Raw genomic sequence first — 14864 nt, forward strand, 5'->3', positions numbered from 1 at the left:
CACCCCGGACAGACGCCGGTTACGGCACCGGCACTCCCGCCCGAACACCCGCTCGCGTATCCTTAGGCCGTCGTCATCGCGGCCATGCGGACACTCGCAGACGCGCGGCGGCGACACCTCCCCCTCCAGTCTCGCCGCCGGAACGCCGGGTGGCTGAGCAGGCAGATTTCCCCGCTCCACGCGGCAACCACGAGACGACCCCATCATGGTGGCAATGGCAACCGAGCACGTGATCGACGTGCGGCACTGGAACGACGCGCTTTTCAGCTTTCGCACCACGCGCGATCCCGGTTTCCGTTTCGACAGCGGCCAGTTCGTGATGATCGGGCTGGAAACGGACGGCCGTCCGCTGATGCGCGCGTATTCCATCGCCAGCGCCAGCTGGGAGGAACACCTGGAGTTCTTCTCGATCAAGGTCGCCAACGGCCCGCTCACTTCGCGCCTGCAGCACCTCAAGCCGGACGATCCGCTGATCGTCACGCGCAAGCCCACCGGCACGCTGGTACTGAACGATCTGAAGCCCGGCAAGAACCTGTACCTGCTCGGCACCGGCACCGGCCTGGCCCCGTTCCTCAGCATCGTGCGCGACCCGGAGACCTACGAGCGCTTCGACCGCGTCGTGCTGGCCCACGGCGTGCGCCGCATCGAGGACCTCGCCTATGCGCACTATCTGCAACACGAACTGCCGCAGCACGAGTACCTCGGCGAGCTGGTGCGCGAGAAACTGATCTATTACCCCACCGTCACGCGCGAGGCGTTTCGACATCGCGGCCGCATCACCGACGCCATTGTCGACGGCGTGATGAGCGAGGCGATCGGCCTGCCGCCGCTGAACCCGCAAACCGACCGCGTGATGCTGTGCGGCAGCCCGGCGATGCTGGACGACCTGTGCGGCCTGCTCGAGGGCCGCGGCTTCCAGCCCTCGCCACGCACGCGCGAGCCGGGCGACTACGTGATCGAGCGCGCCTTCGTCGAGAAGTGAGGCGGCACGGCTTCAATCGCGCACTCGCCCCTGGCCTTCGTTGTCCCAGTAGCCGAACACGCGCCGGGCGATCAGCTTGTACAGGCGCTTGCCGGTGGCGCGCCACAAACGCGAATGCAGTGCCGGGGTTTCCAGGATCGCCCGCTGCCGCGCGCTGAGCGCCGCGGCGCAATAGGTGCGTTTGTGCTTGAGCAGGTGACGCAGATCCTCGCGCGCCAGCAGGCGGAACAACCGCCCCCGGCGCCCGCGCGTCCAGGCGATCTGGAAGTCGACCAGGGCCGGCGAACCGTCCGCGCGCACCAGCCAGTTCGGCTCCTTGGCCAGATCGTTGTGTACGATGCCGCGGCGATGCAACTGCGCGAGCAGGCGCAACGCGTCGCGGTAGTAGCCGCGCTGCCGCGGTTGCGCCTGCTGCATCGGCGCACCGACGATGTAGCCGCGCAACAGTTCGCGACCATCCCAGCCCAGCAGCGCGGGGACCCCGTCGATAGCCGCCAGGCGGATCAAGGCGCGCGCTTCGCGCGCCGCCGCGCGACGGGCGAACAGTCGTGCCCACCAGCGGGCCGCGGCGACGTCGCGGCGAATCATCCGCATGCCGTCGCGTTCGATGATCTCGATGCGGCCCAGTTCGTCGGCCTTGAGCAGGATGGGTTGGGCAGTATCCACGGGATTCCGATGGGCGCGAACGGCACGCCACTGGCCGCCATAGTGTCCCAACCGGTTATGGTTGTGCGACCTGCGGCAACTGCGCCGCCAGATCACGCGACGGTCCTCCATGCTGGAAATCACGCTGTACGTGCTCGCTGCGCTGCTGATCGTGGGCGGCCTGGCCGGTTCGGTGCTGCCGACGCTGCCGGGCATACCGATGCTGTTCGGCGGGATCTGGCTGGTGGCGGCGCTGGACGATTATCAGCACCTGGGCCTGTGGTGGCTGTTGATCATCGGTGCGCTGGGCGGCGTCGGGGTCATCGTGGATTTCGTTGCCAGCACGCTCGGCGCCAGACGCGTGGGAGCCAGCAAGCTGGCCCTGTGGGGCGCCAGCCTTGGCACCCTGGTCGGGATGTTCTTCGGCATCCCCGGCCTGCTGTTCGGCCCGTTCGTGGGCGCGCTCGCCGGCGAGCTGGCGTCCGGCACCAGCGTGCTGAGATCGGCGCATGTCGGCATCGGCACCTGGCTAGGCCTGCTGTTCGGCACGCTGATCAAGCTGGTGCTCTCGTTCGTGATGGTGGGGCTGTTCGGACTGGCGATGCTGTTCGGCTAAGTGCGGCGTGAACTTGTTTCGCCCCGACCTTCGGCACATGGCGTGCATGGCGACAGCCATTTAGGGTGAGCCATCCAAGGGAGCCATCACCTCATGTCCAGACGCCTCGTTGTCGCCTTAGCCGCCACGCTTGTCGCTGCCGGTGCAGCGCGCGCGCAGACCGCACCGCCCGCATGGATCGCACGCAGCGACGCTGATTCGAAGATCCTGCTCGACGAGATCGTGCGCTTCAGCCCGGAATCCGCATCGCAACTTGGCGTGGCCGGCTACGACGACAAGGTGGCCGATCTGAAGCCGGGTGTGGACGAACGCTCGCGCGCCGCACTGGTCGCCGCGAAGGGAAAGCTGCAGGCACGGCTGGCCGCGGAGCAGGACATCAATGTGCGGCAGGACCTGCAGATTCTGGTCAAGGCCGCCGACGAGCAGATCGAGGGCATCGATCTCAACCGGAAATACCTGCTGCCCTACAACGATGTCGGCCAGCTGGTTTTCAGCGGCGAGTTTGGACTGCTGAAGGACGACGTCGCCGCCGCGCGGCGCCCCTCCGCGCTGAAGCGGCTTCAGTGCTACGTCGGCAAGGCACCGGGCTGCACGCCCATCACCGACCTGGCCAGGGCACAGACCACCGCCAGGCTCGGCGACAAGGCGCTGCTCGGTCCCTACAGGGGCGAAGTGGAACAGAAGCTGGCCAACAGCCGGCGTTATGTCGACGGCATCCGCCAGCTGTTCGCCAAGTACAAGCTTGACGATGCCGACGGCAAGGCCGCGCTGGATGCGCTCGACACGCAGCTGAAGGCGTACGACAGCTGGGTACGCAGCACCGTGCTGCCGCGCGCCCGCACCGATTTCCGCCTGCCCGAACCGCTCTATGCCTACAACCTCAGGCAGGTCGGCATCGACATTCCACCGCAGCAGCTGATCCAGCAGGCGCAACTGGAGTTCGTCGAGCTGCGCGGCATGCTGCAGGTGCTGGCTCCGACCGTGGCGAAGGCCGAAGGCATCGACGCCACCGATTACCGCGACGTGTTGAAGGCGCTGAAGAAACAGCAGCTCGGCAAGGACCGGGTGGTGCCGTGGTACCACGAGGTGCTCGGGCGCATCGAGCAGATCATCCGGCGAGAACACATCGTCACCCTGCCGCAACGCAAGATGCAGATGCGCCTGGCCTCGGAGGCCGAGGCGGCACAGGTGCCTGCACCGCACATGGACCCGCCGCCGTTCGTCAACAACCACGGCGAGCAGGGCACTTTCGTGCTGACCATGGGCAACCCGGGTACGACCGGCGACAAGAGCCAGGCCTACGACGATTTCACGTTCAAGGCGGCCGCGTGGACGCTCACCGCGCACGAGGGCCGGCCGGGGCACGAACTGCAGTTCGCCGCGATGGTCGAGCGCGGCGTGTCGCTGGCGCGCAGCCTGTTCGCGTTCAACAGCGTCAACGTGGAAGGCTGGGCGCTGTACGCCGAGGCGGAAATGCTGCCGTACGAACCGCCGGCGGGTCAGTTCATCGCGCTGCAGAACCGGTTGATGCGCGCGGCGCGCGCCTGGCTCGACCCGATGCTCAACCTGGGCCTGATCACGCCCGAACGCGCGCATGACGTGCTGGTTCATGACGTTGGCCTGTCCGAGGCATTGGCGCGGCAGGAGATCAATCGCTACACGTTCGATTCGCCCGGCCAGGCCACCGCCTATTTCTACGGCTACATGCGCCTGCAGCAACTGCGTCTGCAGACCGAACAGGCCCTGGGGCCGGCATTCGACCGGATGGCATTCAACGATTTCGTGATCGGCCAGGGCCTGCTGCCACCGCAACAGCTTGCCGAAGCGGTGCGCACCCAGTTCGTGCCGGCACGACGCAAACCCTGATCGATCATCGCGCGGCGATGGCCCTGCGGCCGTTGCCACCCGCATGCCGGCGCGGCGTCAGCGATGCCGCCTCGGCGACGACACGGAGGGTCGCGAACTCGCCGGCGCACGCGCGCTCTTCGCCAGCCAACCGGCGAGTTGCACGGTGTCGCGGCTCAGCGACGCGGGCAGCACGATGTAGTGCCGGCTCGGCGCCGCACCTGGCTTGGCGATCAGCCGCGATGCCCCCGCCAGCTGCAGCAGTGCCGGTTGATCGGCGGGGGCCAGCTTCAGGGCCAGCCCTTCGGGCGTCAGCCAGGCGCAGGGCCTTTCATCGAGCCAGGCCATCAGGCCGCCGAACATCGGCCTGATGCGCAGGTCGTGCAGCCTGCCCAGATGCGCTGCCGCATCCTCAAGCTCGCCACGCATGACGTCGAGTGTCACCGGCACGCTCACGCCGGCGCGCCGGGAATCACGTACAGCAGCACCGCCAGGAAATGCAGCACGCTGCCGGCCAGCACGAACACATGCCACAGCGCATGGTGGTACGGCAGCCGCCGCCACAGGTAGAACGGCACGCCCAGCGTATAGGCCAGGCCACCGGCGAGCAGCAGCGCGGTGCCGCCGGCCTGCAAGTGCTTGCTGAGCGGCTCGAACGCAACCATGCCGATCCAGCCCATGCCCACGTAGAGCAGCACCGCCAGCTTGTGGTAGCGCTTGAGCAGGCCAAGCTCAAGCGCGCTGCCGGCCAGCGCCAGCGTCCACACCGCCACGAACAGGCTCCAGCCCCAGGCGCCTGGCAGCGCGATCAGGGTGAACGGCGTATAGGTGCCGGCGATCAGTACGTAGATCGCGATGTGGTCGAGCGCACGCAACGCCGGCTTGGCCGCCGCCACGGAAATCGAGTGGTACAGGGTGGAGGCGGTGTACAGCAGCACCAGCGAAGTGCCGAACACCGCGCAGGCCACCACGGTGAGCGCATTGCCATGCAGCGCGGCGACTGCCGCCAGCACGGCCAGCCCGGCGATGCTCAGCGCGATGCCGACGCCATGGATGAGGCTGCTGGCGAGCTCGTCGCCTAAACGGTAGCGCGGGATCACCGCGCCGGATGGTAGGGACATGAATCGCTCCTGGCGACATCGGACGGCGCCCGACGCCGGCCTACTTGATGATGAACGCGCCGGACGCCACGCCCAGGTTCCAGCCGCTGCCCTCGCTGCTGAGCGCCAGCGGCACGTTGCCCTTGGTCAGCGCCTGCGTCTCGGCGGCCTTGTAGAACACCGACCAGCCGGACAACCGGAAACTCATCTTGCAGGAAAGATCGCCGGCCCGCACCGGCGCGCCCAGCAGCATCCCGCCGCACATCAGCGCCAGCATGCAGGCCCGTTTGATCATGCCCATGCGTCGCTCTCCCGTCTGCGCGGCCCACTGCCGAAACCCGGATTGTTGCAGGAACTGCCGCGCCGCCGGCGAGGTCGGGCGAAATCTTTTGCGGCGCAGCGTCCCGGTCCGTCGGGTCCTGCCCTGCCAGCCCACGCAGGCCCAGCTGCCGTCGCCACACGATGGCCGTCCATCCGTCCACTTGCACGGGCGCGCCTGACGGGCATACGCTGCCATCGCGACAGCGCGATCCCCCTGCTCAGGCAGCGCGACTGCCGCCACAACCCCATCGTTGTCAGGAGGTCGCCCATGTCGTCCGCAAGCCTGGCCGTTGCTCATCGTACCCATCCCGACAGTGCACGCATCGCTGCGCTCAGCGCTGCGATCGCACTCAACCTCGCCGTGCTCGTGATCGCCTCGCGGCCGATCACCCCGGCGCAACTCGCCCTGATCCAGCAGCCCGCCGCGGTCCAGCAGGTTCGCCTGATTACGGCGCCCCCGGCTCTGCCGCCCCCGCCGCCGATCGAGTTGAAGCCGCTGCCGCATCCACCCGCGCTGCCGCAAGCTCACCCGGTCGCGCTGCCGCTCGGCCCGCCGCTGGTGACGCCCACCGCGCAGGGCAGCCTCGCTGCACCGCCGCACAGCGAACCCACCTTGGTGCCCGGCCACGCCATACCGGGCCCGGCGGTGCCTGCGCCGGTGGAGGCCAGCCTGGCCTATCGCTCGGCGCCGCTGCACTTCCCCGCCGTGGCCTTGCGCCAGCGCATGCATGGGGCGGTGCTGTTGCGCGTGCTGGTGGATGAAAGCGGCAAGCCTTTGCAGGTGCTGGTGGAGCACGGCAGCGGCCATGCCCTGCTCGACCGCAGCGCGTGCGATCAGGTGCTGGCGGGCTGGCGCTTCCAGCCGGCGATGGTCGACGGGCGCGCGGTGCGCGCGTGGGCCCGCGTGCCGGTGAACTTCAACCTGCGCGAATGACATGCAGCGGCCATCCGGGCCACGCTTTCCCTGCCGACGCGACCGTCGACGTCGGCAGGGCCGCGGAGGCCCCTCGGCTTACGCGTCTTTAACGATATGCATGCTCCACTGGCGCCCATTCACCCTGCCAGGTTTCACGCATGGGCAAGCATCTTCACTCCCTGAAAACCCTGCGCGCGATAGCGCTTGAACATGCCGCCGCCGGATCGCCCGACCTCGCCTCGATGGCGCGCGAGCTGGGCCGCGTGGTACATCAGGATGCAGCCGCGCTGGCCACGCGACTGGCGCCGCTGCTTGCGCGCAAGCGTGGCTTCGAGCGCTGGCTGCTGGCCGAACGCAGCAAGCCGCCGATCAGCGTGCTGGTGATGGCATGGCCGCCGAATCACCACACGCCGGTGCACGATCACGCGGGGCTGTGGGGCCTGGAGATGACCCTGCACGGCGCCGTGGAAGTGCAGTCGTATACGCGCGATCCGCTTTCGGGCGAGCTGCGCATGCAGGGCCGCGACTGGCTGGGGCCGGGAGACGGCACCTGGTTCGAGGGCGACCAGAATTGCGCGCATCGCTGCCGCAACCTGTCCCGTTACGACGCGGCGCTCACGCTCCACGTCTACGGGGGCGATCTGGCGGAGTACTTCGCCTATGAACAGGCGGAGCCGGCCGGGCGATGGATCGCCCAACCGCAACGCAGCGCCCTCGCCGGCCGCCTGCAGCACTGACCGGCACGATACTCAACCGAGGGATTCCATGTTTCGACGGGTCGCCATCATCGGCGGCGGTGCCGCGGCCGCCACGCTGCTCAGCGAATTGCTGGAGCGCCAGTCGCCGCAGTCGCTGCACCTGGACTGGTATACGGGCGGCGAAGCTTCCGCGCGCGGGGTCGCTTATGGCACCGCGTCGGAGCGCCACCTGCTGAACGTGCGGGCGGCGTCGATGAGCATGTTCGCCGGCAAGCCACGCGGTTTTCTGGATTTCGCGCAGCGCGATGACCCGGCCATTGCCGGCACCGACTTCCTGCCCCGCCGCCGCTACGGCGATTACCTCGAAGCCGAGGTGGCGCGCGCGCTGCAACAGGGCAAGGCGCACGGCCATGACGTCAACATCATTCCTTTCGCCGCCGACGCGCTGGTACCCGAACGCGATGGCGTCACTGTGATCCATGGCGAGGAGAGCCGTCGTGTGGATGCCGCCGTGCTGGCGCTGGGCGCGCTGCCGCCGCAGCCACTGCCGGGCGTCAGCGCGGCGGCGCTGGATAGCGGCCGCTACGTGGTGGATCCGTGGCGCCTGCTGGCCGACCGCGCCGCCTGGCCGCAACCGCCGCGCAACGTCGTGGTGCTAGGGCTGGGCCTGACCGCGGTCGACGTGCTGCTGGAACTGTCCGCGCACTGGCCGCAGACCACATTCACCGCGATCTCGCGCCACGGCCTGCTGCCGGAGGCGCACCTGCATGCCGCCAGCGCGCCGGCCGACGACAGCGCCGGACTGGTGGAGGCGATGCGCGACACGCCGGACATCCGCCACTGGCTGCACCTGCTGCGCGAGGCGACCACGCAGGAGGGCAGCGGATGGCGCGCCATCGTCGACAGCCTGCGTCCGCATTCCGCAGGCCTGTGGGCCGAACTGCCGCTGGAGCAACGCGCGCGTTTCATGCGCCACGCGCGCTGGGCCTGGGAGCGCGTTCGCCACCGCATGCCGCCGCAGATCCGCGACGCGCTCACCGCACTCGAGCGGGACGGCCGGCTGCAGCGCCGGCGCGGTCGCATGCAATCGGTCGATGTGGCCGGCGATGGCGTGGTGCTGCACCTGGACCACGCCGGCCACTCCCAAACGCTGGCCGCCGATCTGGTGATCCAGACCGTTGGCCTGAACACCGATGTGCGGCGGACCCCGCATCGGCTGATCAGCCAGCTGCTGACCAACGCGCACATCGCGGCCGACCCGCTGGGCCTGGGTGTGCTGGCCGATACGGACGGCCATCTGCAGCGCGATGGCACCCGGGAAGCGCCGACGCACTGGGCCCATGTTTTCGCCATCGGCAGTCTGCTGCGCGGCACCTTGTGGGAGTCCACCGCGATGCCGGAGATTCGCCAGCAGGCACGCCACCTGGCCGATCAATTGCTGGCCCCCTGACCGGCCCGCCGCGCCGCGATGACCGCCAGCGCGCTCACCTCCGGCATCGTCCTGCTGCACCTGCTCGGCGTGTTCGCGGCGATGCATGCGGTGATGCACACGCGCACGCCGCAGGGGGCGATCGGCTGGGCACTTGGCCTGATACTGCTGCCCTACCTTACCTTGCTGCCCTACCTGTATCTGGGTTCCAGCCGCTTCCTCGGCTATCGCACCACGTACCCGGCAACGCCGCCGCGCACGCTTCCCGCAACCCCGGATGCGCCGATCGAGCCGGGTTGCGCCCGCTTCGCGGCAATCGGCGCGCTGCAGGGCCGCGCGTTCCGCAGCGGCCACCGTCTGCGCCTGCTGATCGACGGCGACGCGGCGTTCGACGCCATGCTGGCGGCCATGGCCGCGGCCCGGCATTGCCTGCTGGTGCAGTTCTTCATCATCCACGACGACACGCTCGGCCGGCGGCTGCAGCAGATCCTGCTGGAACGCGCGGCGGCGGGCGTGCGCGTGTGCGTGCTGTTCGACGGCATCGGCAGCCATGCGCTGCCGCAGCGCTACGTCGATACGCTGCGCGCCGGCGGCGTGGCGATCCACCCGTTCGCCACGCATCGCTGGCGCAACCGCCTGCAGCTGAACTTCCGCAACCACCGCAAGATCGTGGTGGTGGATGGCGCGTGCGCGTTCGTCGGCGGGCTCAACATAGGCGACGAATATCTCGGCCTGAAGTCCCCGCTGGCGCCCTGGCGCGACACCCAGCTGGAGCTGCAGGGACCGGCGGTGGGCGATCTCCAGCAACTGTTCGCGCAGGACTGGCAATGGATCACCGGCGCGCCGCCGCCGCTGTTGCCGACCCCGGCGGCCGACGGCCATGCCAGTGCGCTGATCGTGGCCAGCGGGCCGGCCGATCCGCAGGAAACCGGCTCGCTGTTCTTCACCGCGGCGATCAACGCGGCGCGTCAGCGCGTGTGGCTGAGCACGCCGTACTTCGTGCCCGACCACGCCGTGCGCGCCGCCTTGCAACTGGCCGTGCTGCGCGGCGTCGACGTGCGCGTGCTGATCCCGTCGCGGCCCGACCACCACACGGTGTTCCTGGCCTCCACCCTGCATGCCCATCACGCGGTACGCGCCGGCATCCGCGTGTTCCGCTACCAGCCCGGGTTTCTGCATCAGAAAGTCATGCTGATCGACCGCGACACCGCCGCCATCGGCAGCATGAACCTGGACAGCCGCTCGTTCCGGCTCAACTTCGAGGTCGCCGCCCTGGCGGTCGACCCGGGTTTCGCCGCCGATGTGGCCGCCATGCTGACCGCGGACTTCAGCCAGGCCCGTGCCGTGGACGAATGCGACTACCGCGACGCGCCCTACCTGCGCCGGGTGGCGATGCACGTGGCGCGGCTGTTCGATCCGCTGCTTTAGCCATGCTGCGCCGCGCCGGTCGTGCGCCCCTCCTCATGCGGGTGTTCCCGCTTGCCGCCAGCTTCGCCAGCCCTGCCGGCGCCCCACAGCCCGGGCCTCAATCCGGCCGGCGATCACCATGCCGGCGGCGGCATAGCAGCCAGCCGACATAGATCCCAGCCGTCACGCCCAGCAGCTCGCACAGCACCCGCGTGCCGATGCCGTCCGGGTCGTGCACCTGCGCGAGTTTCGCCTTGAGCAGTTGCAGTGACTGCAGCCGTGCGTAGTTGAAATAGAACAGATCCCACAGATCACCGCTGACGGTGAGCAGCATCGCCAGCAGGAACGACCAGCCGATCTGCGGGCCGTAACTCCAGCCGCTGCGCCGGCCCACCCAGTGGAACAGGCCGAACAGCAGCAGCCCCGCCAGCGCGGACAGGGCTCCGGCTTCCCATCCGCCGACAATGCCGTAGCCCATCCAGCTCTGGTCGTAATGCATGTGGTGACGGCTTCCTTCGATGGATGTCCCTCGCATTATGCCTGCGGCCGCCGGCTGGCCATGGCCGTGCCGCGCTAGACTCCGCCTGCCTTTCGCGGAGACCAGCATGAGCCGTACCCTTTCGCCCCGTGCCGCCTTGATCGTGGTCGACGTGCAGCCGGACTTCATGCCCGGCGGTGCGCTGGCCTGCCATGAGGGCGACGCCATCGTGCCGGGCATTGACCGCCTGCTGCGCTCGCGCCTGTTTTCCCACGTCGTGGCCACCCAGGACTGGCATCCGGCTGGCCACAGGTCATTCGCCAGTTCGCATCCCGGGCGTGCGCCGTTCGAGCAGATCGCGCTCAACAGCCAGCCGCAGACGCTGTGGCCGGATCATTGCGTGCAGGACACCCCGGGGGCGGCGCTGCACCCCGCGGTCGACTGGTCGACGCTGGACGCGGTGATCCGCAAGGGCAGCGCCCCGGCCGTGGATTCCTACAGCGGTTTCCGCGAAAACCATGGCCCGGCCGGCGCGCGCGCCAGCACCGGCCTGGCCGGCTGGTTGCGCGAGCGCGGCGTGGACGAAGTGTTCGTGTGCGGACTGGCGCGCGACGTATGCGTGTTGTGGACCGCGCAGGACGCCGTGGAGCTCGGCTTTCGCGCCAGCCTGCTGTGGGATCTCAGCCGCCCGGTTACGCCGGCCAGCGACGATGCCACCCGCGCCGCGCTGCGGACGGGCGACATCGCGATCGTCGATGGGGCGCACGTCATGGCTTGAACGGCGCGATCAGGGCGCCCGGGTGGCCGCGGCCGTCGGCGCGGCGGCACAATCGCCCAACGCGTACCAGCGCACGCCGAACGCGCCCGGGTGCAGGCTCATGCACACCCTCGCGCCCTCGTCGACATGCGCGTAGTAGGCGCGGTTCACCGCCATGTCCTCGCCCATCACTTGCGGACCCCACGGCGCCAGCACCAGATGCGGCGAGGAATGCTTGCCGGTGGAGATGTACTTGCGCAGTACCTGGGTGGGAAACTCCTGCGCGGGCTGGTGATCGAGCCCGACATCGGCGAGCAGCAGTCCGCCGCCGCCGTACGGCAGCGCGACCAGCAGCAGCAACATCAGCGGGAATCCCCATGGCTTCGCCGCATCGCGCGGCGCCATCGTGCATGCCACCAGCACCAGCGGCAGGCCCGCGATGAAACCGTAGACAAGCACCGGCATGGCGTCGAGCACGTGGACGTCCAGGATGGCGCGCAGGCCAAGCACGATGCCCGGCAGCATCAGCACCATCGCCACGTTGGGGCGCGCATCGTTGCGCCGGGTGTCGAACGCGATCAGCCCGTGCGACAGCATGACGATGAGCACCGCGCACCACGGCAACAGCGCCAGCGATCCGATCGCCAGCGCATACGGATGCGGATACAGATAGGCCCAGGACAGCACCGCCACGGCAGCGCCGTTGGCGACCTTGGTGAGTTGTCGCGTCCGTGCGAGCCGTGCCCGCCGCTCCTGCGGGTTGCTGCCGAAGGCGGGGTCGGCCAGCAGCTTCGCTTCCGACGCCGCGCGTTCCTGCAGATCCAGATCCGGCAGCGCATCGATCCACGCATCGAGCAGGGGATCGCGCGGGATACCCGAGTCCAGCCGCACCGCACGCCCGGACTTGGGCACCAGCAGCAGGATCGAACCGCCCCGCGTGGCCTGCCGGCGGCGGCCGGCGAGCGCGACGAGGCGCAGTTCGCGGGTGCGCAGGGGACCGCGCAACTCGATCGCATCGGCACGCAGGATCAGCTGCGACAACGCGGCGGACGCCGCCATGGAACCAGCCAGCAACACCAGCCCGACGCCGCCCAGCAACAACCATGTTCCCGCCGCTGCCGGCTGACCTACCGGCACCGCGATCAGCCATGCACCGATGGCCGCCAGGATCGCTGCAAACAGGTACAGGGAAAAACGCCTGCCGGCCGTATAGCGATAGGCGCGCGGATACGGCGAAGCGGGCGTCGACGACGGCCCGCGATAGGTGCCACCCGAAGCATCCCTGTCCATGACCATCTCCTTCGTGTTGTGCGCGAATCTTGCCGCAAGCGCCGCCGTCGCGACAGCCCCGGTAGCGCTAATCCGGTGGCGAAGCAGCGCGCGGTCGCAGTTCGGCGATCGACCACAGTTGCGGCAGCCGGATCGCGAACAACCCGGCGCCGCGGGTGCGGCGATCCAGCTTCAGCAGTTCCTTGTCCTTGCTGAGCAACCAGCGGGCGCCGGACGCCAGTGCCAGTTCCAGGAATTTCTGGTCATCCGGATCGGCGCAGCGCGGCAGTGCCGGGGCGCCGTCACGCAACGCCGATGCCTCCGGCGGCAGCAGCCGGATCACCGCGTCGAACGCCGCCACCAACGCGGGCCGCTGCTGCCCGTCGATCGGCAATTGCGGGTAGTGCAGCACCCGCTGCCATTCGTCGCGGCAGTCCTCGCGCGTCACCGCCTGCACGGCGCCTCGCTGCAAGGCCGCCAGCAGATGCGAACACAGCGGATCGCGAAACACGAACAGATCCAGGCACACATTGGTATCCAGCACGATCAGCGGCACCGACGTATCGACCCGATGCATCGCGGCATGGCCGGACGGGTTTGCCGGAACCCCCGGCGTGCCGGGCTCAGGCATCGTTCTCGGCTGTCGCGCTGACTTGCGCGTCGCCGTCGGCATCGAGCCGGATGCTCAGCGTGATCGGGCGGCAGCACACCTGGCAATCCTCGATGTACTGCTGGTCGCCGGCCGATGCATCGACCAGGATCTCGATGGATTCGCCGCAATACGGGCATGAGATGTCGAAGGGCGTGAGCATGGGCGTGCACCTGGGCGGGACAGCGAGCTTGCCACAGACCGCCGGCGCGATGCGCCGCATCTGCCAGACGATACACTGGGCCACCACCAGTCCCGGACGACACCTATGGCCGAGCGCGAGTTCGACAATTACCTGGCCCGCTCCGGCGCCACGCTCGAAGGCTCGCGCTATACCGCGTACCTGGCAGTCACCCCGCGCGGAAACGGTTTTCCGGTGTATTTCGCGATCTGCGAAAACCGCAGCTTTCGCGACAGGACCATCGCCGAGACCGCCGCCGCCAAGGCGCTGGCCGACATGCTGGGGCTGGAGGAAGACGGCACGCCGATCTTCCCCGAAGGCTACACCGGCTTCGACGACGACAAGCCGGCCGAACCCGCCGAGTAAGCCTGCGCCCGGCGCGCAGGCACGGGCCCGGTCATCGCACCTCGAACGATTATTCAAGCCACGGCGCGCTCGCCCAGCCGCGCGATCGCGGCAGGAATGGCCGATGGCGCATCCACCGTGATCACATGCCGCTCGTCCTCGTCCAGCCCGTGCTCCTGCTCGTGCGCCCAGGTCACGTGATACGGCAGGTGCACGCCCCAGCCGCCGAGGCGCACGACCGGCTCGATGTCCGAGCGCAGCGAGTTGCCGACCATCGCGAACTGGGCCGGCTGCAGGTCGAACTCGGCCAGCACGCGACGGTAGGTATCGGCGTTCTTCTCCGACACGATCTCGATGCGCCGGAACAGCCCGGCCAGCCCGCACTGCGCCACCTTCTTCTCCTGATGGAACAGGTCGCCCTTGGTGATCAGCACCACGTCATGCCGCGCAGCCACTGCCTCGACCGCCGCGCGAATGCCTGGCAGCAGCTCCACCGGGTGCTGCAGCACGGCCTTGCCGATGTTCACCAGCCGATGGATGTCATCGGTCGACACGCGCGCGCCGGTGATCGCTATCGCGGTTTCCACCATCGACAGGGTCATGCCCTTGGCGCCGTAGCCGAACAGCTGCAGGTTGCGCCGCTCGGTGGCCAGCATGCTGTCGTGGACGTGGCTGTCGGCGAGGTCGACGTAGCGTCCGACGATCGCCGCAAATTCCTCGTTCGCCTGCCGGTAATAACCCTCGCTGTGCCACAGCGTGTCGTCGCCGTCGAAACCGATCAATTGCAACATGCGGTCAACCTTTTTCATCCACGCCTGGTCCTGTCGAAACAGATGCCGAAGTCGGCCTATGATAAACGTCCGGGCCACCGCGCCGTCATGCGCGGCGGCCCGCCGAAATCGATGGAGTCTCTCGATGGCCACCCGATGCAACCATCTCGACGGCATTCAGGATGTCACCCCCAGCGCCCGCGGCTGCGAAGAATGCCTGCAGTCCGGCGATGTCTGGCTGCACCTGCGCCTTTGCCGCACCTGCGGGCATGTCGGCTGTTGCGACGATTCGCCGAATCGCCACGCCACCAAGCACTTTCACCGCACCCGGCATCCGGTCATCGAAGGCTACGACCCGCCGGAAGGCTGGGGCTGGTGCTACGTGGATGAGGTGATGTTCGACCTGCGCGACCGGATGACGCCGCAGCTCGGACCGATCCCGCGCTACTACTGACC

At 68.8% G+C, this 14864-nt stretch carries 19 protein-coding genes; 10 read left to right on the forward strand and 9 right to left on the reverse strand.

What is annotated here, in order from left to right; all coding sequences use genetic code 11:
* Positions 1–202 precede the first annotated feature (202 nt).
* Entirely contained in the window at positions 203–982 is a 780-nt protein-coding gene (locus tag ACFPME_RS11370) for a ferredoxin--NADP reductase (protein WP_377305439.1), read from the forward strand.
* Positions 983–994: 12 nt separating this feature from the next.
* On the opposite strand, the gene ACFPME_RS11375 is transcribed toward ACFPME_RS11370, so the two are convergent.
* Positions 995–1648 (reverse strand): protein kinase family protein, encoded by a 654-nt coding sequence (locus ACFPME_RS11375; protein ID WP_377305287.1) that lies wholly within the window; start codon positions 1646–1648, stop codon positions 995–997.
* A gap of 112 nt (positions 1649–1760) precedes the next feature.
* Here ACFPME_RS11375 and ACFPME_RS11380 point away from each other — a divergent pair, with 112 nt between their 5' ends.
* Positions 1761–2243, forward strand: coding sequence for a DUF456 domain-containing protein (locus ACFPME_RS11380; RefSeq protein ID WP_377305441.1), 483 nt, complete (start codon positions 1761–1763; stop codon positions 2241–2243).
* Positions 2244–2336: 93 nt separating this feature from the next.
* Positions 2337–4109 (forward strand): DUF885 domain-containing protein, encoded by a 1773-nt coding sequence (locus ACFPME_RS11385; RefSeq protein ID WP_377305289.1) that lies wholly within the window; start codon positions 2337–2339, stop codon positions 4107–4109.
* Positions 4110–4166: 57 nt separating this feature from the next.
* Here the strand turns inward: ACFPME_RS11385 and ACFPME_RS11390 are convergent, their stop codons facing one another.
* From ACFPME_RS11390 to ACFPME_RS11400, 3 genes are read right to left on the reverse strand one after another with little or no spacing between them, the layout of a single operon-like run.
* Entirely contained in the window at positions 4167–4544 is a 378-nt protein-coding gene (locus ACFPME_RS11390) for a TfoX/Sxy family protein (protein ID WP_377305291.1), read from the reverse strand.
* Positions 4541–5209, reverse strand: a complete 669-nt coding sequence (gene trhA, locus ACFPME_RS11395; RefSeq protein WP_377305293.1) for a PAQR family membrane homeostasis protein TrhA — start codon at positions 5207–5209, stop codon at positions 4541–4543. Before trhA ends, ACFPME_RS11390 begins: the two co-directional genes overlap by 4 nt.
* 40 nt (positions 5210–5249) lie before the next feature.
* The gene (locus ACFPME_RS11400) at positions 5250–5489 is read right to left on the reverse strand and encodes a hypothetical protein (RefSeq protein ID WP_377305295.1); all 240 of its coding nucleotides are present in this window, start codon (positions 5487–5489) and stop codon (positions 5250–5252) included.
* 288 nt (positions 5490–5777) lie between these two features.
* Between ACFPME_RS11400 and ACFPME_RS11405 the strand changes: the two genes are divergently transcribed.
* From ACFPME_RS11405 to cls, 4 genes are all read left to right on the forward strand, one after another.
* Complete coding sequence (locus tag ACFPME_RS11405) at positions 5778–6443, forward strand: energy transducer TonB (RefSeq protein WP_377305297.1); 666 nt, start codon at positions 5778–5780, stop codon at positions 6441–6443.
* A 140-nt stretch (positions 6444–6583) separates the two neighbouring features.
* Positions 6584–7162 carry a cysteine dioxygenase gene (locus ACFPME_RS11410; protein WP_377305299.1) on the forward strand — a complete coding sequence of 193 codons (579 nt, stop codon included), beginning with the start codon at positions 6584–6586 and terminating at the stop codon, positions 7160–7162.
* Between the two features lie 28 nt (positions 7163–7190).
* The gene (locus ACFPME_RS11415; RefSeq protein WP_377305301.1) at positions 7191–8573 is read left to right on the forward strand and encodes an FAD/NAD(P)-binding protein; all 1383 of its coding nucleotides are present in this window, start codon (positions 7191–7193) and stop codon (positions 8571–8573) included.
* Between the two features lie 18 nt (positions 8574–8591).
* The gene (gene cls, locus ACFPME_RS11420; protein ID WP_377305303.1) at positions 8592–9980 is read left to right on the forward strand and encodes a cardiolipin synthase; all 1389 of its coding nucleotides are present in this window, start codon (positions 8592–8594) and stop codon (positions 9978–9980) included.
* 97 nt (positions 9981–10077) lie between these two features.
* On the opposite strand, the gene ACFPME_RS11425 is transcribed toward cls, so the two are convergent.
* Positions 10078–10458, reverse strand: coding sequence for a hypothetical protein (locus ACFPME_RS11425; RefSeq protein WP_377305305.1), 381 nt, complete (start codon positions 10456–10458; stop codon positions 10078–10080).
* A 106-nt stretch (positions 10459–10564) separates the two neighbouring features.
* On the opposite strand from ACFPME_RS11425, the gene pncA reads away from it, so the two are divergent.
* Positions 10565–11215 (forward strand): bifunctional nicotinamidase/pyrazinamidase, encoded by a 651-nt coding sequence (gene pncA / locus ACFPME_RS11430; protein WP_377305307.1) that lies wholly within the window; start codon positions 10565–10567, stop codon positions 11213–11215.
* A gap of 9 nt (positions 11216–11224) precedes the next feature.
* Here pncA and ACFPME_RS11435 read toward each other — a convergent pair whose 3' ends face one another.
* From ACFPME_RS11435 to ACFPME_RS11445, 3 genes are all read right to left on the reverse strand, one after another.
* Positions 11225–12484 (reverse strand): hypothetical protein, encoded by a 1260-nt coding sequence (locus ACFPME_RS11435; RefSeq protein WP_377305309.1) that lies wholly within the window; start codon positions 12482–12484, stop codon positions 11225–11227.
* A 67-nt stretch (positions 12485–12551) separates the two neighbouring features.
* Complete coding sequence (locus ACFPME_RS11440) at positions 12552–13094, reverse strand: putative toxin-antitoxin system toxin component, PIN family (RefSeq protein ID WP_377305311.1); 543 nt, start codon at positions 13092–13094, stop codon at positions 12552–12554.
* Positions 13087–13275 carry a CPXCG motif-containing cysteine-rich protein gene (locus ACFPME_RS11445; protein ID WP_377305313.1) on the reverse strand — a complete coding sequence of 63 codons (189 nt, stop codon included), beginning with the start codon at positions 13273–13275 and terminating at the stop codon, positions 13087–13089. Before ACFPME_RS11445 ends, ACFPME_RS11440 begins: the two co-directional genes overlap by 8 nt.
* A gap of 105 nt (positions 13276–13380) precedes the next feature.
* Between ACFPME_RS11445 and ACFPME_RS11450 the strand changes: the two genes are divergently transcribed.
* On the forward strand, positions 13381–13659 hold the full coding sequence (locus ACFPME_RS11450) for a hypothetical protein (protein WP_377305315.1): 279 nt from the start codon (positions 13381–13383) through the stop codon (positions 13657–13659).
* Positions 13660–13712: 53 nt separating this feature from the next.
* On the opposite strand, the gene ACFPME_RS11455 is transcribed toward ACFPME_RS11450, so the two are convergent.
* Positions 13713–14429, reverse strand: a complete 717-nt coding sequence (locus ACFPME_RS11455) for an HAD family hydrolase (RefSeq protein WP_377305443.1) — start codon at positions 14427–14429, stop codon at positions 13713–13715.
* Between the two features lie 124 nt (positions 14430–14553).
* Here ACFPME_RS11455 and ACFPME_RS11460 point away from each other — a divergent pair, with 124 nt between their 5' ends.
* A complete protein-coding gene (locus ACFPME_RS11460) occupies positions 14554–14862 on the forward strand; it encodes a UBP-type zinc finger domain-containing protein (protein WP_377305317.1) in 309 nt (102 codons plus the stop codon).
* Positions 14863–14864: the final 2 nt, after the last annotated feature.

Source organism: Rhodanobacter umsongensis, assembly GCF_042654965.1.
Lineage (GTDB): Bacteria > Pseudomonadota > Gammaproteobacteria > Xanthomonadales > Rhodanobacteraceae > Rhodanobacter > Rhodanobacter umsongensis.